Below are 18,991 nucleotides of genomic sequence, written 5' to 3'. Positions count from 1 at the left end.
AGGCCAGTCAGCGCTGGCGTCCCTGACCCGCCTGTTTTGCCTTGATATCCCGGGTGTCTGAGGTTTCTACAACCTCCTGAAGATTCCGCCTCGGTGCCGCCGGCAAATCTGTCGCCGGGTAACCCAACCTGAGCAGAATCTGCGGGAAACCCGAACGCCCAAGGAGGTGCTGGAGTTTCGGGCGAAGCACGGCGACCTGAATTGGCTGGTTCAGATAGGAAGCCTGCAGCCCCTGCCCCAGGGACCGGAGCAAAACCCGCTCCAGCGCCTGCCCGGCCTTCAGCCAGTCTTCTACGCCATCCCCGGCCGTTCCCAACGCAGCAATCACGGGTGATTCATCCGCCAGTTGACGGTCCTTGGCGCCAACGCCGTTGTCCATATCAAATGTGCGCACCACCAATTGGGCCACGGGCGCAACCATGCCGGGAACCGTCAAACCGTCTCCCTTGCGGCGGGGATGCATCCAGGCAGCCAGCTCCCGTCGCCAGCTCGGGTTGGACCACTGCGCAGCGTCGCCCTCCGCCACCAGCTCGGCCACCTGATGACGCGCATGCTCCGATTCCAGAACCTGGAACCATGCTCCTTCGGTCTCCGCCGACTCTTCAAGGATGCCCAGCACCTCGGAAGGCACCTGCTTTGACTCAAACCGCTTGCGATAGGTGCGTCGCCTGGCAATCGCCCGGAACAGTTCCGTTTGACGGCCCTCCTCCCCGGATACCGGTGTGAACGAGACGGTCGCCAGCAGATCCTCGTCGCCCGGGTCCGGCAAAAGCTGGCATTCGGTATTGAATCCTGCATGAGCGGCGGCAATCCGAAGATTAAACAGGGCACACCCGCAGCTGATGGTCAGTTCCCGGTCGTCGGGGTCGTTGACCGGCAATGCCCGTAACCGGTCCGCAAACAGGGAAATCCCGGTTTCGCCGAGTTCAAATCGCCAGGGCTGGGTGTTGTGGCTTGATGGCGCCAATGTTGCGCTCTCGAGGATGGCCGCCAGGGTGTCTCGCGGTATGGGGGTGTTGCGTGTTCCTTCGCTCATTGCAGCTCTCCCGAATGGTCTCGTGACAGACTATTCCTGCGTGAAAGGAAAAGATAGCCGGTGATGCCCGGCGACTTAGTGGAGCCGCATCAACAAAATCTCACGCTCCGTAACCTGACATTCCCGGGCGCGACAATTAAAGTGAAGACAGTGAAAACTTGCACAGGGTCTGAGATGCGTTATTCCTTCAGAAACATCTTATTTCTGGCATTCGTGGCGCTTGCGCTCGGCGGTTGCGCCAGTAGCGGAAAGCTGCAGCCGGGTTCTACGCCTGGACTACAGACCGTTCCTGTCGAGGCATCCAGTTCGGAAAAGGCCCAAAAACTCTGGCAGGTGTTCGAGCGTTACCGGGGCACCCCCTATGAATACGGTGGCACCTCCGGCAATGGCTTCGATTGCTCAGGATTCATTCTTACCGCCTACCAGGAAGGTCTGGGCAAACAATTGCCCAGGACAACGACCCAAATGCTTGCCAGTGGTGACGTGGTTCATCCCGGCGAGATTCGACCGGGCGATGTGGTGTTCTTCCGGATTGGCGGAAAGGAACAACACGCCGGTATCTATATGGGCGGGGACCGCTTTATCCACGCATCAACATCGGCCGGCGTAATCCAGTCCTCGATCAGCGGCTACTACTGGAAAGGCCGCCTGACCGAAGCGAGACGCTTTGACTGAGCCAAGCTGAATAGCCCGCTTCAACGCTTTTTCCGGCGCACATAGAGTACTTTGAGGACGCGCGCGACGAGCTCACCGGATTCATCAACAATATCCACGTCCCACTCTGGCAGCATTTTGTCTCCGTTTGCCGTTGCGGCGCGGATCTCTTCAACACGCTCATCGGTCAATTCAAAGCGTGCCATCACCTTGCCCTTGCCGGGACGGATAAAATCAATACTCGCCGATTTATCCCACACGATGTATTCATTGCCCAGCCGTCGCATCAGCAGCAGCATGTACATGGGATCAACCATGCTGTAGAGCGAACCGCCAAAGTGCGTGCCCACGTAATTGGTGTTGTACCAGTGCTGGCCCATCTCCACCCGGGCCGAGCTGAAATCCTCAGCAATGTGGGTCACCCGGATTCCAGCACCGATATAGGGAGCAAACGTGGAAAGAACACGGCGCATGGCCCCGGCACTGGCAAGCCAGCGACGTAGAGTGGCGTTCATCAAACATCCTCGATGGTATAAATGACTGCAAATTCAGTAGCACGCTATCTTCCAACCCGACGCGCGCCGATGCAAGAAATTCATACGATCGTTTGAATATTAAAGACCACTGAACGTGAGATGCAGGGCGATAGCGGCCATCATGATTCCAATGACACCATCAATAATCCGCCAGGCCAGCGGCCGGGAGAGAATGGACGCCAGCGCCGAGCCGCCCCAGGCAAGCAGGCCGAACCAGAGAATCGAGGCACTGCTCGCACCGGCCACAAAGGTGGTCGCGTCCTCTTGCTGGGCTCCGATGGCAGGAATCAACAGCAGCGTATCCAGATAAACCTGAGGGTTGAGCAGAGTGACTGCCAGGGTCGTGAACACCACGGCTTTGAGGCTTCGTTTGGTTACCTCACCCGCTTCAAGAACCGCTCTGCCGCGGCTGGCGCGAACGAAGGACTGAATCGCAAGCCAGCCAAGGAAGGCCACACCCAGCCACCGGAGAATCTCCAGGGCCTCTGGCATGGCCATCAGGGCAGCACTGATGCCGAACATGCCCAGGGTAAACAGGGTGATATCGGCCACTATGCACAACCCGGCTGACCACCAATGATGTTCCCGGCGTATTGCCTGGCTCAGCAGGTAGGCGTTCTGCGCACCAATCGCCACGATAATGCCGCCACACACAATCAGACCGGTCAGGTAACTCTCAAGCACGTGAATCTCTCCTTAATGAATGGCGCAAGGTTACCGCTTCCCAGCTATACTTGAAATTCATACTCATAATGCTGCATCAGTTTTACTTATGATTGACTACAAATTGCTTGAAGCCCTGGCGACGGTCATTGAGTGCGGAGGATTCGAACGTGCCGGCCTGGCGCTCGGGCTGAGCCAGTCGGCCATTTCGCAGCGAATTCGCACCCTTGAAATCCGGCTCGGACAACCGGTTCTGGTGCGAAGCCCGGCACTCAAGGCTACACCGGCCGGACAGCGTCTGCTCAACCACGTTCAGCAGGTGCAATTGCTGGAGCGCGACCTGACCAAGTCCATCCCGGCACTCTCGGAACCCACAGCAAGACTGCGCATCGCGCTGAATGCCGACAGCCTGGCCACCTGGTGGGCGGCCGCGGTAGGCAACTTCTGTGCGGAGGAGACCCTGCTGCTGGATCTTGTGGTCGAGGACCAGGACATTGGCCTTCGCAGGATGAGGGAAGGGGATGTGGCTGCCTGCCTGTGCAGCAGCCCCCAGCCTGTTGCCGGTGCCCGCTGCGTGCCCATTGGCACGATGACCTACATGCCACTGGCAACTCCGGACTATGTGCGCCGATACTTCGGGAAAGGCCTGAGCGAAACCAGCCTGAAGAATGCCCCGGCCATTGTTTTCGGGCCGAATGACCAACTGCAACACCGGTTCCTGGCCCAGTGCGGCTATCACGGCACCTTCCCCCACCACCTTTGCCCATCCTCGGAAGGTTTTGTAAAACTGGCGCTGGCCGGCATGGGGTATGGCATGATTCCGGAAATGCAGGCCCGCCCGGAAATATCTGCCGGGCGCCTGGTGAGCATCGCGCCTGAACAAACCCTGGAAGTGCAGCTATACTGGCACTTCTGGCGCCATGGCGGCGGCGTGATGGACCGCCTGACCAACGCCTTGCGGTCTGCGGCCACGTTGAATTCAAACGTGTAAACAGGGGGAGCAACGATCAGAATGAAGCACCTTGTGGCGGTTTACGGCACGTTGAAACGTGGCCGGAACAACAGCCATATTCTGCGAGGCGCCCGTTTTGTCGGGACAGACTGGATGCCCGAACTGAGCCTGTATCACCTGGGCCCCTACCCGGGTGCCATAGAGGAACCTTCCCCGGGCGTCCGCGTGGAAGTCTATGCGGTTACCGATACGATGCTGAAAACACTGGACGAACTGGAAGACTTCTTTCCTGAACGCCCGCAAAGCAGCCTGTATATCCGCCAGACCATGGACACTCGCCACGGGTCTGCCTGGGTGTACATTTACAATCGGCCGGTTAAAACGATCCAGCGGCTGCGCTCCGGGAGCTGGTAGACCATAGCCCACACACCTTCACCATAAGGACACCAGATTGGACCTGACAACGCCTGCCCTGCTCTTCCCGGCGATTTCACTGCTGTTGCTGGCCTTCACCAACCGGTTTCTGGTGTTGGCGCAGCTGATCCGCCAACTCAAGCAGATGGACACCGAGGAAGACCACGCCCTGATTGCCCGACAGATCGGCATGCTGCGCAAACGGATTGTGCTGACCAAACGCATGCAGGCGTTCGGCGTACTCAGTTTCTTCCTGTGTACGGTTTCCATGTTCCTGCTTTTCCTGGGTGCCGACCTGCCGGGGGTGATCGCGTTTGGCGCCAGCCTGGTACTGCTGTCTTTCTCGCTGCTGTACTCGCTGTACGAAATCCAGATCTCAACCAATGCCATCAATGTCGAGCTGGCCAGCTTTGAGGCCCGCAAGAGTGCCGGCCGGGAAGATGTCGACTATTCGTGAGGCCTGTTTGCGCCGGAATTCACGACCCGGACACCAAACCAGCGCGGAAACCGGAGCAGACAAAACAGGGCAATCATGTCGTAAAGGGCGTGCCAGACCATGACCAGAGCAAGGCTTTCGGATAACAGGTAGGCCGCCCCCAGAACCATGCCAAGGCCGGTAGCCACCAGAAAATAGGTAAATGAAACGTAGTGCACCAGCCCGAACAACACCGATGCCGCAAGCACGGCCGTTACAGGGTCCGTCTTTGTGATCAGCCAGCCCTGGATTGCGCCCCGGAATAACAGTTCCTCACCGACTCCGGCCAGGAGGGATAGCAGAATGAGTACAGCCGGGGAGTAGCTGGAGGCAAAGTCATACAAACCTTGCATCTGCCGCTCGAGGTTTTCCGGGAACAAGCCGGGCACCCGCGTAAGCAACAGCAAAGCGGCGTAGGTAAGAGCGGCTCCAACCGTCCCCAGGAAGATGCTGGGCCACAGGCCTGGCCCAACATGCAGCACCGGAATTCCGAATAGCAGTATCGCCACTAATCCGATAACGCCAATGGCGCCCTGGAATAACAGAGCGGCATTGGAGGACATACCCGAGTTTCGTCGTTTACCCAACGCCATTTACTGGTCGAACAAGGGCTTCACTGGAAACAGCGCATCGTATTTTGGCGCCTGCTTCTGGGCTTTGGCCTGGAACGATTTCATCATGTCCGTCGGGCGGAACATGCCGGCCTGCCAGGTGGCCATATACTTGAGGCTGTCTTCCACACTGTGGTCGCGACTGTAATTGAGCATTTCCTTGCAGCCAGTGACGGCCAGAGGAGAGTTCGCCGCAATCTGGCCGGCAATGGCCATAACGCCTGCCAGCATGGATTCCTGGTCGGCGTAAACGGCGTTCACGAAGCCCAGATTCTGCGCTTCAGTGGCGGAGAATTTTCGGCCGGTGTAGGCCAATTCACGAACCACGCCCTCGGGCATCAGTTTGGGCAGGCGCTGGAGCGTGCCGACGTCGGCGGTCATGCCCAGCTCGGTTTCCTTGATGGTGAAGTAGGCATCTTCCGTGCAATAACGGCTATCGGCGGCACACACCAGATCCAGAGCGCCACCGATACAGCCACCGTGGATGGCTGCCAGCACGGGAAGCCGGATTTTTTCCAGAGAGGTGAGAGTATCCTGCAACTGCAGCACAACCCTGCGAAGGTTTTCCGCCATGCGCCCGGGGTCACCGTTCATGGGCACGGCTTTGGGATCGCTGAATACACCCAGATCCATGCCCGCAGAGAAGTGTTTGCCGGTGGAGGAAATGACGATAACGCGGGCATCGGTGTTGGCCTCAATATCCTGCATGCACCGGGGCAACTCGAGCCAGAACGCCTTGTTCATGGTGTTCAGGGCCTCCGGACGACTGAACTGAACGTGGGCGATGTGGTCTTTAACCTCAATCGAAAAACTCTCGTAACTGGACAACTCAGACAAGACAGCACTCCTTACATAAATGTCGCTAACCGGCTCACTAGCGGTCGCCCCGGCTAATGTATCGTCAATTCTGCTACCTTCGTATTATGGCGGACAGAGACGACACGTTAACCCGAAAAGGCCTGGTATGGAATTCACCTTCCTCGGCACGTCAGCCGGAACGCCGACAAAATCGCGCAACGTAACCGGTCTGGCGCTGAGCCACGACGGACCAAAACACTGGTACCTGATTGACTGCGGTGAAGGCACCCAGCACCAGTTGCTGAGAACCCATCATTCCGTGATGCAGCTGCAGGCAATATTTATCACCCACATCCATGGCGACCATACGTTCGGGCTGCCGGGACTGCTGACCAGCGCCTCCATGCTCGGCCGCACTGCTCCTTTGTACCTGGTTGCGCCAAGACCGGTAAAAACCTTCATAGAGGCCGCCATCGGTAATAGTGACTCCAGCCTGAGTTATGAATTGAGATTTGTCGATTCCGAAGCAGAGAACTTCTACTGGGAAGACGACTCCCTGTCGGTAACTGCAGTCCCCCTGTCCCATCGTGTCTCCTGCAGGGCCTTTGTGTTCACGGAAAAGAATCTGGAACGCCAGCTGGTCCGGGACAGGCTCGAAGCGGATGGTATTGAGGCCGGTCCCGCCTGGGGCCGCCTGCAACAGGGCGACGACGTGGTACTGGAAGATGGGCGCCTCGCCCGTTGCGATGATTACACCCGAATTGCCAGAAAACCTCGCAAGGTTATAGTAGCCGGCGACAACGACCAGCCCGACTTGCTTCTGGCAGCGTGCACGGGTGTTCAGGTGGTCATCCACGAAGCGACCTACACCCAGGAAGTCTCCGACCGGGTCGGACCCTGGCCGCAACACAGCTCCGCTGCCCAGGTAGCCCGCTTCGCCGAGGCCGCAGGCGTTCCCAATCTCGTCCTTACCCACTTCAGTTCCCGTTACCAGTTCAATCCGGATGCTTATCCGCACATTGGTGAGATCGAATCCGAAGCCAAAGGCATTTATCGGGGAAACCTTTATCTGGCAAAGGATTTTGCCTGTTATGAGCTCAACAGGGATCTGATGCTGAAGCCCATCGAGCGTCTATAATACAGGCGTGGATTAAACGAGCCGCCCAAGCTTATATGTGTCGCTTTTATAGATTCACTTTGCGTTTGCTGAAGTTCAAATTAAACTGAACCCACAATAAATTGAACAACAATTCATTTTTCACTGCTCAGGAAGGCGGTCAATGACCCGGCTCAACGCAAAACACTCCAGACTCAGCAAGGATGCGGTTGTCGTCGCGCCCGGCCTCATTCCCTGTGGCTGTGTCATTGACAGCGTGGCTCTGGGTAAAGAAGGGCTGCGCCTCACCCTGAAGCACTTTTCGTCGCCCGCGGTACTCGACCAACTGTCATCGTCTGCCGCTGCACAGACCGATCTTCATGTTTTCCTCGATAATGACCGTGAAAAACAGCATATCCATTACAGAGGCACGGTCCAGGTTGGCCGCAGTAGCGGCATTTCGCTGGACATAGCGGGGAACACTGAGGAACTCAGCAACGACATTGAGTGTTTGTTACAGCACACTGGAACGAATCGGCTCGAAGCCGCGACTCCGGATCCTTCACTGAAACAGCTCTACCACCAGCATTGCCGTCGGCTTCTGGAACAGTTGCTTCCGGAATTTATGGAAGGCACCTTCGAGGGCATTGAAGCCGACCTGGAAGAGGCTGCAGAGCTGCGTGAGATTACCCGGCTCAAGGACATGCGCTTCATTTTTCAGAGTCGCCAGCAACGAATGCTCCAGGATTTCCAGGCCCAGTTCCAGGCCAATCAGGCAACCCTTGAGCCCGCCGCCGAGTCCCGGGCCGGCAACAAGGAGTTGCACCTGCTGCAACAGCACGAGTTCGAGGACTGGCTGGACCTGCAGGCCATCGCCACCCGCGTAAACAAAGCAAATACCGGGGCCAACTTCCTGCTCAACCAGTTTCTCAACCAGATTTTCCGACAGGACGTCAACGATGACAACAATCCTCTGACGCCCCGGGCCCTGTGCGTCTGCCTGCAGTATATGGTCGATCATCTGGGCATTGCGCGGGAGCACCGCCTGACCATCTACCGCGCCTGGGAAAATGCTCTGGTCCGGGTCTGGCCCGCGGCCATCCGGTCCCTGATCAATGACTGCCGACGAGCTGGCCTTGAGGCCATAGATATCACCGAGCTACCCGCAAACTGGTCACTCCGCGACCGGGAGCACGCAACGGACGACTCGGGTTCAGCAACGACAGCCACAGAAGACTCATCCGAAGAAACTCCGGAAACCAATCACGCCAGGCACGAGGCGTCCGGGTCGCCTTCGGTCGGTCGTTCCCTTTTTCAATTGATGGCACTGGAGTCAAACCCCTCGTCTGAAGTTTCAGACTGGGAGGAGCCCAATCCAAGGCTTTCGGAAAACCTCCGCTCCCGGCGCCGGGAACTGCTGGACCGGTTGCACGGCGACGAGCCCGATATGGCGGGACTGCTTCGGGAACTGGCCAACTCGGACTCCGACCTGGCCAGCTCACTGGATCACACGGCCGTTGAGAAGGCCAATCTGGTGGACCGACTGTTCGAGCCTCTGAAAACCCACGATGAACTCTCGGGCTCGCTTCGCCACCAACTGCAAAAGCTTCGACTACCCGTATTCGAAACGCTGGTTGAAACACCGGATTTTCTGAATGCCGGCGACCACCCGGCCCGGGATATCATCAATAACCTGATGCACATCTGTCTTGCCGAGAGAGCCTCAAGCAAGAAGCTGGAAGCAACGGTTGCCGATATCGTCGAGGAGCTGACAGAGATCGAGGTATCGGATCCGGACCTGATGGGAAGCCTGGGTGAACGCCTGAAACAGCTTGTCGAGCGTCAGGACCAATCGTTTCTCCGCAACTCGGAACGGCTGGCAAAAACCCTGGAGGGCAAGGAGCGCCTGCGCCTTACCCGCAAGGAGGCAAGGCAGAGGCTGAACTCGCTCTTGAGCAACAGACAGGTTCCGAAGATTCTGATCCGCATTCTTCAGGCGGGCTGGGAGCAGTTGATCGTCCTGACCATGCTGAGAGAAGGTCCGGAAAGCCGGCATTGTGAGGAACTGTTTGATGTGGTTGCACAGCTCCAGGCCTGGCTTTCGCCTGCCGACACCTCCGAAGAGCTGGCATTTGAACGGGAGCTGGAGAGCAGCGTCATGCTGCAGTTCATCGAGCGGGAGCTGAAAACCGCCGGGGAAGTCTCGCGCGTAAGGCCGGTTATTGACGAGCTATCCGGAATTCTCGAGGGCAACGGGGAAGCAGAAACCACATGGGTTGATGAGTACGGTGACGCCGATGAAGCGCCAGCCCCGCTGCCACCGGAGCTTGAAGACAGTCGTTGGGCCTCAAGGGCAAAGGAGATTTCCGTAGGCGACTGGGTTGAGGTTCGTCTGGATACCGGCGAGACCCGCCGGTTGCGGCTGGTGTGGGGCAGCGAGGATTCACTCAGGTTTGTTTTTCTTTCGCCCAAAGGCATGAGCGAGGTCAGTTACGGATTTCCCGAGTTTGTGCAGAAACTCGCTGAAGGCGAAGCCTGGCTGGTTGAGAGCGGAGACGTCCCATTCCTCGACCAAAGCCTGTTCAGCATCGTTGAAGATGTTTACCGGAAGCTCAATTTTCAGGCAACCCACGATGCCCTGACGGGGTGTATGCACCGCCATGACTTCGAGAAACAGGTTTCTCAGCTGATCAGCATCCTGCCGTCATCTGCTGAAGACCATGCCGCCGCCCTGATGGTTCTGGATATAGACGAGTTCAGTGTCATCAACGCCTCCTATGGCGCGGACGCCGGCGACGCCCTGTTGAGGCATGTCGCCGACACACTCCGTAAGCAGAGCGAATCCCGATTCGCGGAGTCCCACGTTGGCCGGATCAGCGGCAATGAGTTTGCGGTGCTCATCAATAACATCAGTACAGAAGACTGCCTGGATTTTGCAGAGTCCCTGCGGCGCAACTTCGAGCAACATGTGTTCCGGCATGGGCAGGCGGAATATCGGGCAACCGTCAGCATCAGTATCCGGCCGGTAACCGGGGCGGGACAGTCACCTGGCGACCTTCTCAATCTTGCGAGCCTCTCGCTTAAAGCAGCCAAGAAGCTGGGCGGGAACCGGATTGAACTGGCCAGGGAAAACCGGGACCAGTCCCGGCTCGGCACCCCCCAATGGGTCACCGAAATAGACCGGACCATCCGTGATGGCAGCCTCTACCTTCGGGCCCAGCCCATCGTTGCCCTTGAACCGGAAGACGGCGAAGGCACGATGTATGAACTCTTGCTCGGCCTGAAAGACAGTGCTGGTAAGGAGATCTCGCCCCAGGGCTATATCGAGGCGGCCGAACAATTCAAACGCAGTACGCGGGTTGATTTGTGGGTCATTTCCGAGGTGCTGACATGGATGCGTAATAATCCCGAGGCGCTCGCCAGGATTGCCACTCTGAACGTTAACCTGTCAGGCTCGTCGTTGAGCGATGACAGCTTCATGCTCGGCCTGGAATCCAATCTCAGGGCGAATCCGGAGCTGGCCCACAAGCTCTGCTTTGAAGTAACCGAGACCTCTGCCGTCGCCAACCTCCATTTTGCCTCGGATTTCATGCGCGAGATGAAGCGGCTGAACTGCCGGTTCGCACTGGATGATTTCGGCACCGGCCTGTCTTCCTATGCGTACCTCCAGAAACTGCCAGTGGACTTCGTGAAAATTGACGGCATATTTGTAAAGGACATGGCGACCAACCTCACGAACTACGCCATGGTGAGGTCGATCAACGAGCTCTGTCATTTTCTGGATCTTCAGACCATCGCCGAATATGTGGAAGACATGGAAATCATGGACACCCTGAAAGAGATCCAGGTGGACTACGCCCAGGGCTTCGCCATTGCCAAGCCGCGCAGGCTGGACAGCCTTGGAACCGTGAATTCCACTACCCCGGTTTATGCCTACAAGAAATAGCTTTGCTTTTCCCCCTGGCAGGAGTACAGTGGGCCTCGTTGGAAAGATTTAGCAAAGCATTTCATCAATAAGACCGCTCAGCTGTAATAAGTAGCACGTCCTGTTTTTGATCACGCCAGTTTTTTGTTTCCGCATACCGCCGATCAGCCATCAACAAGATGACGTGACGGCACATTAAATGATTGAAATCAGGAAGAATACTATGTCTACAGTTACCGGCAACGTTAAGTTTTTCAACGAAGCAAAAGGTTTTGGCTTTATCACTCGCGAAAGCGGCCCGGACGTTTTTGTTCACTACAGCGCTATTCAGGGCGGCGGTTTCAAGACTCTGGCTGAAGGCCAGCAGGTCGAGTTCACCGTTACCCAGGGCCAGAAAGGTCCTCAGGCGGAAAACGTTGTCGCTCTGTAAATAACAGACGACACGTTCAGAAAAAGGCAGCTTCGGCTGCCTTTTTTCGTTGTTGCTACCTGCCGAAACTACAGAATACCTTCCACCGGGATCGTCTCGGTATTTTTTATCTCCCGCAACGCAAAGTTCGAATTCACCTGGGCAATGCCCTGCAGGGTAAAGATTTTTTCGTTCAGGAACCTGTCGTAACTGGCCATATCCGGCACGATTACCCTGAGCACGAAATCGGCATTACCGGTCACCGCAAAGCACTGAAGCACCTCCGGATAACTGCTCACCTGCTGCTCAATCTCCGCCGTGCTGTCGATGTTGTGCCGCTGCAGTGACAGATTGACGAGCACGCACAGCCCCTGACCAATGCGTTCCGGATCCACTCTTGCGCTGTATCCCTGAATCACACCGCTTTCCTCAAGTGTGCGCACCCGGCGCCAGCAAGCAGCCGGTGACAAACCCACCTGTTCGGCCAGTAACTGGTTACTGATGCGCCCATCCTGCTGCAGCACCGATAGGATTTTCCGATCCAGCTTGTCCAGCTCCACCTGTTTCATTTGGTAACACCTGATTTTTATCAAAGGTTCTTTCTCTTTATTGTCTTTTATCAAACATTCTTTCGCAAATCCTGAAAACCTCCTTCCAATAAGCAAGCACCTTTTGCGGACTTACCTCTAGAATTTTGGTCATAAAATCGACAAAAAGGAGGGCGCCATGTCCGCCGATACCCCACAACTCGACGATTACAAACTCGAAGACCGCTACCTGCGGGAATCCGGTCGGGTGTTCCTGACCGGCACACAGGCCCTGGTCCGAATTCCGTTGATGCAGGCTGCCCTGGATCGCAAGCAAGGCCTGAATACCGCCGGCCTGGTCAGTGGATACCGTGGTTCCCCCCTCGGTGCGGTCGACCAGGCACTCTGGCAGGCGAAAGACCTGCTGGACGAGAACCGGATCGATTTTGTTCCCGCCATCAACGAGGATCTTGCCGCGACGATCATGCTGGGTACCCAGCAGGTAGAAACCGATGAAGACCGTCAGGTAGAGGGCGTATTCGGCCTCTGGTATGGCAAGGGCCCGGGCGTGGACCGAGCCGGCGACGCCCTGAAACATGGCACCACTTACGGATCCTCCCCCCATGGCGGTGTGCTGGTGGTGGCGGGCGACGACCATGGCTGCGTGTCATCGTCCATGCCCCACCAGTCCGATGTGGCGTTCATGAGCTTCTTCATGCCCACCATCAACCCGGCCAACATCGCGGAATACCTGGAATTCGGTCTCTGGGGTTATGCCCTTTCCCGCTACAGTGGCTGCTGGGTCGGCTTCAAGGCCATCTCGGAAACCGTGGAAAGCGCGGCTTCTGTGGAAATTCCGCCAGCACCGGATTTTGTCACTCCGGACGATTTCACCGCGCCGGAAAGCGGCCTTCATTACCGCTGGCCGGATCTGCCCGGCCCGCAGCTGGAAACCCGCATCGAACACAAGCTCGCGGCCGTTCAGGCCTTTGCCCGGGCCAACCGCATTGACCGGTGCCTGTTCGACAACAAGGAAGCCCGCTTTGGTATTGTCACCACCGGCAAGGGGCACCTTGACCTGCTGGAAGCCCTCGATCTGCTCGGTATTGACGAAGACAAGGCCCGGGACATGGGTCTGGATATCTACAAGGTGGGCATGGTCTGGCCCCTGGAGCGCCGCGGCATCCTGGACTTCGTGCACGGCAAGGAAGAAGTCCTCGTGATCGAGGAAAAGCGCGGCATTATCGAGAGCCAGATCAAGGAGTACATGTCCGAGCCGGACCGTCCCGGCGAGGTTCTGATTACCGGCAAACAGGATGAGCTGGGCCGCCCGCTGATCCCGTACGTTGGCGAATTGAGCCCCAAACTGGTTGCCGGCTTCCTCGCAGCCCGTCTTGGTCGCTTCTTCGAGGTGGACTTCAGCGAGCGCATGGCTGAAATCAGTGCCATGACCAACGCCCAGGATCCGGGCGGCGTCAAGCGTATGCCCTATTTCTGCTCGGGCTGCCCACACAACACCTCCACCAAGGTCCCGGAGGGGAGCAAGGCCCTGGCCGGCATTGGCTGTCACTTCATGGCGTCCTGGATGGGCCGGAACACCGAATCCCTCATCCAGATGGGTGGCGAAGGCGTCAACTGGATTGGCAAGAGCCGCTACACCGGCAACCCCCACGTGTTCCAGAACCTGGGTGAAGGCACGTATTTCCACTCCGGTTCCATGGCTATCCGTCAGGCGGTAGCTGCCGGCATCAATATTACCTACAAGATTCTGTTCAATGACGCCGTCGCCATGACCGGCGGTCAGCCCGTCGACGGGCAGATCACCGTCGACAGGATTGCCCAGCAAATGGCCGCAGAAGGGGTCAATCGGGTTGTTGTTCTCAGCGACGAGCCCGAGAAATACGATGGCCATCATGACCTGTTTCCCAAGGACGTCACCTTCCACGATCGGTCCGAGCTCGACCAGGTGCAGCGGGAATTGCGTGATATCCCCGGCTGTACCGTACTGATCTACGACCAGACCTGTGCCGCCGAGAAACGCCGCCGTCGCAAGCGCAAGCAGTTCCCGGATCCGGCCAAGCGGGCCTTTATCAACCATCACGTGTGTGAAGGCTGTGGCGACTGCTCGGTGCAGTCCAACTGCCTCTCGGTGGTTCCCCGCAAGACGGAGCTGGGACGCAAGCGGAAGATCGACCAGTCATCCTGCAACAAGGACTTTTCCTGCGTTAACGGTTTCTGCCCAAGCTTCGTGACCATCGAAGGCGGCCAGCTGCGCAAATCCCGCGGCGTTGACACCGGCTCCGTACTCACCCGCAAGCTGGCTGATATTCCAGCTCCCAAATTGCCGGAAATGACCGGCTCCTATGATCTGCTGGTGGGCGGCGTTGGCGGTACGGGCGTGGTGACGGTTGGCCAGCTGATCACCATGGCGGCCCACCTGGAGTCGCGCGGCGCCTCGGTACTGGATTTCATGGGCTTCGCCCAGAAAGGCGGCACGGTGCTGAGCTACGTTCGTATGGCACCGTCCCCGGACAAGCTCCATCAGGTTCGGATCAGCAATGGCCAGGCCGATGCGGTCATCGCCTGCGATCTGGTCGTAGCGTCTTCCCAGAAGGCCCTGAGCGTTCTCCGGCCAAACCTCACCCGGATCGTTGCCAACGAAGCGGAACTGCCTACTGCCGACTACGTGCTCTTCCGCGACGCCGATATGAAGGCCGACAAGCGCCTTGGGCTACTGAAGAATGCCGTGGGCGAGGATCATTTTGATCAGCTGGACGCCAATGGCATCGCCGAAAAGCTAATGGGCGATACCGTGTTCTCCAACGTGATGATGCTCGGTTTTGCCTGGCAGAAAGGCCTGCTGCCCCTGTCCGAAGCGGCTTTGATGAAGGCGATTGAGCTGAACGGCGTCGCCATCGACAGGAACAAGGAAGCCTTCGGCTGGGGACGGCTTGCAGCCGTGGATCCGAGCGCAGTCACGGATCTGTTGGACGACAGTAATGCCCAGGTGGTTGAGGTCAAACCCGAACCAACCCTCGACGAACTCATCAACACCCGGCATAAGCACCTGGTCAACTACCAGAACCAGCGTTGGGCCGACCAATACCAGGACGCAGTTGCAGGGGTCCGGAAGGCTGAGGAGTCCCTCGGTGAAACCAACCTGCTGCTGACTCGTGCAGTAGCCCAGCAGCTGTACCGGTTCATGGCCTACAAGGACGAATACGAAGTCGCGCGACTGTTTGCCGAAACCGACTTCATGAAAGAGGTGAATGAAACCTTCGAGGGTGACTTCAAAGTCCACTTCCATCTGGCCCCGCCCCTGCTCAGCGGCGAGACCGATGCCCAGGGCCGCCCGAAAAAACGCCGGTTCGGCCCCTGGATGTTCCGGGCCTTCCGGCTGCTGGCGAAACTTCGCGGCCTGCGCGGAACCGCAATCGATCCGTTCCGCTATTCCGCCGACCGCAAGCTGGATCGGGCCATGCTGAAGGATTATCAGAGCCTGGTAGACCGGATCGGTCGTGAGCTCAACGCCAGCAACTACGAAACCTTCCTGCAGCTTGCCGAGCTGCCTGCCGATGTCCGCGGGTACGGCCCTGTGCGGGAGCAAGCGGCGGAGAGCATTCGCGAAAAGCAGACTCAGCTGATCAAGGCGCTGGATACCGGTCGCCCGACCTTGATTCGCACCCAACAGGCTAACGAGGAGGCCAATCATGTTTGAAGCACTCCAGCCCCTTCCCCAGGATCCGATCCTGCAGTTGATGCAGACCTTCCGTGAAGACGATCGACCGGACAAAGTGGATCTGGGCATCGGTGTCTATAAGGATGACGCCGGCAATACGCCTATCATGGCCGCCGTGCACGAAGCCGAGCGTCGCCTTCTTGAGGGCGAAACCACCAAGAGCTACGTGGGCCCTGCCGGTTCCGCCGGCTTCAACAGCGCCATGGCGGAGCTGATCCTGGGCAGCAACAGCCCACTGGTCCGCGACGGTCGCGTATCGGTCATCCAGACACCGGGCGGCTGCGGCGCCCTGCGTATGGCGGCCGAGTTTCTGCGTCTGTGCAAAGCCGATACAAAAGTTTGGGTCAGCACGCCCACCTGGGCCAACCACTTGCCGTTGCTCGGTGGCGCCGGCCTGACTATTCGCGAATATCCGTACCTCAATCCAGAGACCCTGCAGGTAGACTTCGGCGCCATGCTGGAAACCCTGGAACGGGCGGATGCGGGCGACGTGGTGTTGCTGCACGGGTGCTGCCACAACCCCTCGGGCGCGGACCTGAGCCTGGCCCAGTGGCAGGAAGTGACCAGCCTGATCCAGCGCAAAGGCCTGCTGCCCTTCGTGGACATGGCCTATCAGGGCCTTGGCGAAGGCCTGGACGCGGATGCAGCTGGCCTGAGGCACCTGGCCAGTGCGTTACCTGAAATGCTGATCGCAGCCTCGTGCTCCAAGAACTTTGGCCTCTACCGGGAGCGCACCGGCGCCCTCGCCCTGGTTTCGGAAACCGCAACCGTGAATGCCGCCGCCACAAGCCAGCTGCTGAGCGTCATCCGGTCGCATTACTCAATGCCACCGGCCCACGGCGCCTCAATAGTGGAGACCATCCTTGGCGATGACGACCTGCGAGCCCAGTGGCAACAGGAGCTAAACGGTATGTGTGAGCGCATCCTGCATCTGCGTCACGCTTTTGCGGATGCACTCTCGCCAGTAGGCGACTTCGACTTCATCGCCCGTCAGCGGGGCATGTTCTCGTTCCTCGGAATCAGTCCGGAGCAGGTGGGCCGGTTACGGAAGGAACACGGCATCTACATGCTGGAAAGCAGCCGCGTAAACGTTGCCGGTTTGAACGACCACGTCTTGCCACAAGTCGCTTCCGCCCTGCGCGAGGTGCTCGGCAAGTAAATACTTTTTCGACAACAACCAATCAATCCGACAAAAACAATTAGCCGGAGAGAAGAATGAGTGAGAGTACCCAACCACACCAGCAGGCCAATAACCTCTGGTCCTCACGGATGGCCTTTATCCTGGCTGCGGCTGGTTCAGCCGTTGGCCTCGGGAACATCTGGAAGTTTCCGTACATTACTGGCGAGAACGGCGGCGGCGCCTTCGTTCTGATCTACCTGGCCTGTATCTTCCTGATCGGCGTGCCGGTACTGATTGCCGAAACCATGATTGGTCGGCGCGGCGGCCAGAGCCCCGTGGCCACCATGCGCACCCTGACCAAAAGTGAAGGCACAGCCAAGGGCTGGAGAGCCATCGGCTGGAACGGGGTAATTGCATCCTTCCTGGTGCTTTCTTTTTACGCCGTGATTGGCGGCTGGGCCCTGGTCTATATCGGCAAGGCCGCAACCGGGCTGTTTACCGGAGCAGATGCCGAAGCCATCGGCGGCCAGTTCGGCGGGCTCCTTGCCAACCCCTGGGAACTGCTCATGTGGCACTCGGTGTTCATGGTGATTGTGGTGTTCATCGTTGGCAGGGGCATTCGCTCGGGGCTTGAGAAAGCTGTGAATATGCTGATGCCTCTGTTGTTCGTGCTGTTGGTTGCCATGGTGATCTATGCCATGAACAGCGGCAGCTTTGGCCGGGCCGTGAGTTTCATGTTCTCGCCGGATTTCAGCAAACTGACAACGGCGGGGGTTCTGACTGCCCTGGGGCACGCCGCCTTTACGCTCAGTATCGGTATTGGTGTTCTGATGGCCTATGGCTCCTACCTGCCAAAAACCGTAAACATTGCGCGGACCGCCATGACCATTGCCGTCGTGGACACCAGCGTTGCGCTTCTCGCGGGGCTGGCCATCTTTCCCCTGGTATTTGCCAATGGCCTTGAACCAGGGGCAGGGCCCGGCCTGATCTTTGTGACCCTGCCATTGGCCTTTGGCCAGATGAGTGGTGGTGCGCTGTTCGGCACCATTTTCTTCGCTTTGCTACTGGTAGCAGCCATCACCTCGGCCATTTCCATGCTGGAACCGGTGGTCGAATGGCTGGAAGAACACAAAGGCGTGAGTCGAGCGAAAAGCGCCATTGGTGGCGGGCTCGCCATCTGGTTTATCGGTATCGGTACCGTGTTGTCCTTCAACGTCTGGGAAAGTGTGCACCCGCTTGGCTTTATTCCGTTCTTCGAGGGCAAGACGGTCTTCGACCTGCTCGACTTCCTCGTCTCCAACCTGATGATGCCTCTCGGCGGACTCGCCATTGCGCTGTTTGCCGGATGGGCAATGAAACGTGAGAGTCTGCCAGCCGATATTGGTCTGCAAGGAAGCAGCTATAAGGCATTCATGTTCGTACTCCGGTATCTGACGCCTGCCGGTATCGCCGTGGTTTTCCTGTACAACCTGTTGTAAGGCCATCCCGGCTTCTCCAACCGCAAAAGCCCGGTGAACTTCACCGGGCTTTTTTTGACATACCCAACAGGGCACTGCCAATCTGAATTCAGGACAACAGACCCAAGTCTGTATCGCATGCGGAAAAGGAGAACTCTTATGTACAGCAAGATCCTCGTTCCGGTCGACCTCGCCCATACCGATAAAATGGTGAAGGCGCTCAATACCTCCATTGATATTGCCAAGCATTACAACGCCACCCTGTGCTATGTGACCGTCACCAACAGCACCCCGGGAGCGGCCGCGCACAACCCGAAAGAACTCGCAGAGAAACTGAGGGTGTTTGCGGAGGAGCAGGGAAAATCCCACGGGATCAGTACCGACAGCATGGTGATTGAATCTGCTGATACCGCCGTGGAGCTTGAAGACAAGTTGCTTGAGGCGATCAAAACAACCGGGACAGATCTGGTAGTGATGGCTTCACATCCGCCGGGGATTGGCGACCGGCTACACATTCTCCATTCGAACGGCGCCAATATCGTTAAACACAGCGATATTTCGGTTTTCGTCGTTCGGTAA

Annotated in this window: 17 protein-coding genes; 11 read left to right on the top strand and 6 right to left on the bottom strand. The window is 57.9% G+C overall.

What is annotated here, in order from left to right; all coding sequences use genetic code 11:
- Positions 1 to 7: 7 nt before the first annotated feature.
- Positions 8 to 1,036 (bottom strand): Acg family FMN-binding oxidoreductase, encoded by a 1,029-nt coding sequence (locus ACGK9W_RS01680; RefSeq protein ID WP_405418869.1) that lies wholly within the window; start codon positions 1,034 to 1,036, stop codon positions 8 to 10.
- Between the two features lie 174 nt (positions 1,037 to 1,210).
- On the opposite strand from ACGK9W_RS01680, the gene ACGK9W_RS01675 reads away from it, so the two are divergent.
- Positions 1,211 to 1,711: a C40 family peptidase gene (locus ACGK9W_RS01675; RefSeq protein WP_008176003.1), complete on the top strand. Its 501-nt coding sequence runs from the start codon at positions 1,211 to 1,213 to the stop codon at positions 1,709 to 1,711.
- Between the two features lie 20 nt (positions 1,712 to 1,731).
- Here ACGK9W_RS01675 and ACGK9W_RS01670 read toward each other — a convergent pair whose 3' ends face one another.
- The gene (locus ACGK9W_RS01670) at positions 1,732 to 2,205 is read right to left on the bottom strand and encodes a DUF4442 domain-containing protein (RefSeq protein WP_338355185.1); all 474 of its coding nucleotides are present in this window, start codon (positions 2,203 to 2,205) and stop codon (positions 1,732 to 1,734) included.
- A gap of 99 nt (positions 2,206 to 2,304) precedes the next feature.
- A complete protein-coding gene (locus ACGK9W_RS01665) occupies positions 2,305 to 2,910 on the bottom strand; it encodes a LysE/ArgO family amino acid transporter (protein WP_104270215.1) in 606 nt (201 codons plus the stop codon).
- 88 nt (positions 2,911 to 2,998) lie between these two features.
- Here ACGK9W_RS01665 and ACGK9W_RS01660 point away from each other — a divergent pair, with 88 nt between their 5' ends.
- From ACGK9W_RS01660 to ACGK9W_RS01650, 3 genes are read left to right on the top strand one after another with little or no spacing between them, the layout of a single operon-like run.
- Entirely contained in the window at positions 2,999 to 3,880 is an 882-nt protein-coding gene (locus tag ACGK9W_RS01660; protein WP_053114686.1) for a LysR family transcriptional regulator ArgP, read from the top strand.
- A 21-nt stretch (positions 3,881 to 3,901) separates the two neighbouring features.
- Entirely contained in the window at positions 3,902 to 4,255 is a 354-nt protein-coding gene (locus ACGK9W_RS01655; protein ID WP_008176007.1) for a gamma-glutamylcyclotransferase, read from the top strand.
- A gap of 37 nt (positions 4,256 to 4,292) precedes the next feature.
- Positions 4,293 to 4,712 carry a DUF2721 domain-containing protein gene (locus ACGK9W_RS01650; protein ID WP_008176008.1) on the top strand — a complete coding sequence of 140 codons (420 nt, stop codon included), beginning with the start codon at positions 4,293 to 4,295 and terminating at the stop codon, positions 4,710 to 4,712.
- On the opposite strand, the gene ACGK9W_RS01645 is transcribed toward ACGK9W_RS01650, so the two are convergent.
- Together ACGK9W_RS01645 and ACGK9W_RS01640 are read right to left on the bottom strand one after the other, a co-directional pair.
- Positions 4,703 to 5,293 carry a CPBP family intramembrane glutamic endopeptidase gene (locus ACGK9W_RS01645; RefSeq protein ID WP_104270213.1) on the bottom strand — a complete coding sequence of 197 codons (591 nt, stop codon included), beginning with the start codon at positions 5,291 to 5,293 and terminating at the stop codon, positions 4,703 to 4,705. The two genes, ACGK9W_RS01650 and ACGK9W_RS01645, sit on opposite strands and share 10 nt — an antisense overlap.
- A 30-nt stretch (positions 5,294 to 5,323) precedes the next feature.
- The gene (locus ACGK9W_RS01640; RefSeq protein WP_227507898.1) at positions 5,324 to 6,169 is read right to left on the bottom strand and encodes a crotonase/enoyl-CoA hydratase family protein; all 846 of its coding nucleotides are present in this window, start codon (positions 6,167 to 6,169) and stop codon (positions 5,324 to 5,326) included.
- Between the two features lie 136 nt (positions 6,170 to 6,305).
- Here ACGK9W_RS01640 and ACGK9W_RS01635 point away from each other — a divergent pair, with 136 nt between their 5' ends.
- The 3 genes from ACGK9W_RS01635 (at position 6,306) to ACGK9W_RS01625 (ending at position 11,590) form a co-directional block, all read left to right on the top strand.
- Positions 6,306 to 7,277 (top strand): ribonuclease Z, encoded by a 972-nt coding sequence (locus ACGK9W_RS01635; protein ID WP_405418866.1) that lies wholly within the window; start codon positions 6,306 to 6,308, stop codon positions 7,275 to 7,277.
- Between the two features lie 142 nt (positions 7,278 to 7,419).
- Complete coding sequence (locus tag ACGK9W_RS01630; protein WP_338355187.1) at positions 7,420 to 11,181, top strand: DUF1631 family protein; 3,762 nt, start codon at positions 7,420 to 7,422, stop codon at positions 11,179 to 11,181.
- 202 nt (positions 11,182 to 11,383) lie between these two features.
- Positions 11,384 to 11,590 carry a cold-shock protein gene (locus ACGK9W_RS01625; RefSeq protein ID WP_008176018.1) on the top strand — a complete coding sequence of 69 codons (207 nt, stop codon included), beginning with the start codon at positions 11,384 to 11,386 and terminating at the stop codon, positions 11,588 to 11,590.
- A 68-nt stretch (positions 11,591 to 11,658) separates the two neighbouring features.
- Here ACGK9W_RS01625 and ACGK9W_RS01620 read toward each other — a convergent pair whose 3' ends face one another.
- Entirely contained in the window at positions 11,659 to 12,138 is a 480-nt protein-coding gene (locus ACGK9W_RS01620) for an Lrp/AsnC family transcriptional regulator (protein ID WP_014576349.1), read from the bottom strand.
- 157 nt (positions 12,139 to 12,295) lie between these two features.
- Here ACGK9W_RS01620 and ACGK9W_RS01615 point away from each other — a divergent pair, with 157 nt between their 5' ends.
- The 4 genes from ACGK9W_RS01615 to ACGK9W_RS01600 all read left to right on the top strand — a co-directional run bounded on the left by ACGK9W_RS01615 (position 12,296) and on the right by ACGK9W_RS01600 (position 18,991).
- Positions 12,296 to 15,814 carry an indolepyruvate ferredoxin oxidoreductase family protein gene (locus tag ACGK9W_RS01615; RefSeq protein ID WP_338355188.1) on the top strand — a complete coding sequence of 1,173 codons (3,519 nt, stop codon included), beginning with the start codon at positions 12,296 to 12,298 and terminating at the stop codon, positions 15,812 to 15,814.
- Positions 15,807 to 16,994, top strand: coding sequence for an aromatic amino acid transaminase (locus ACGK9W_RS01610; protein WP_405418862.1), 1,188 nt, complete (start codon positions 15,807 to 15,809; stop codon positions 16,992 to 16,994). Before ACGK9W_RS01615 ends, ACGK9W_RS01610 begins: the two co-directional genes overlap by 8 nt.
- A gap of 56 nt (positions 16,995 to 17,050) precedes the next feature.
- Complete coding sequence (locus ACGK9W_RS01605; RefSeq protein WP_092030214.1) at positions 17,051 to 18,433, top strand: sodium-dependent transporter; 1,383 nt, start codon at positions 17,051 to 17,053, stop codon at positions 18,431 to 18,433.
- A gap of 138 nt (positions 18,434 to 18,571) precedes the next feature.
- Complete coding sequence (locus ACGK9W_RS01600) at positions 18,572 to 18,991, top strand: universal stress protein (protein ID WP_092030216.1); 420 nt, start codon at positions 18,572 to 18,574, stop codon at positions 18,989 to 18,991.

The organism is Marinobacter flavimaris, from assembly GCF_045057155.1.
GTDB lineage: Bacteria > Pseudomonadota > Gammaproteobacteria > Pseudomonadales > Oleiphilaceae > Marinobacter > Marinobacter manganoxydans.
Note: the sequence above shows the minus strand (reverse complement) of the source record. Positions and strands in the feature narration are given on the sequence as shown.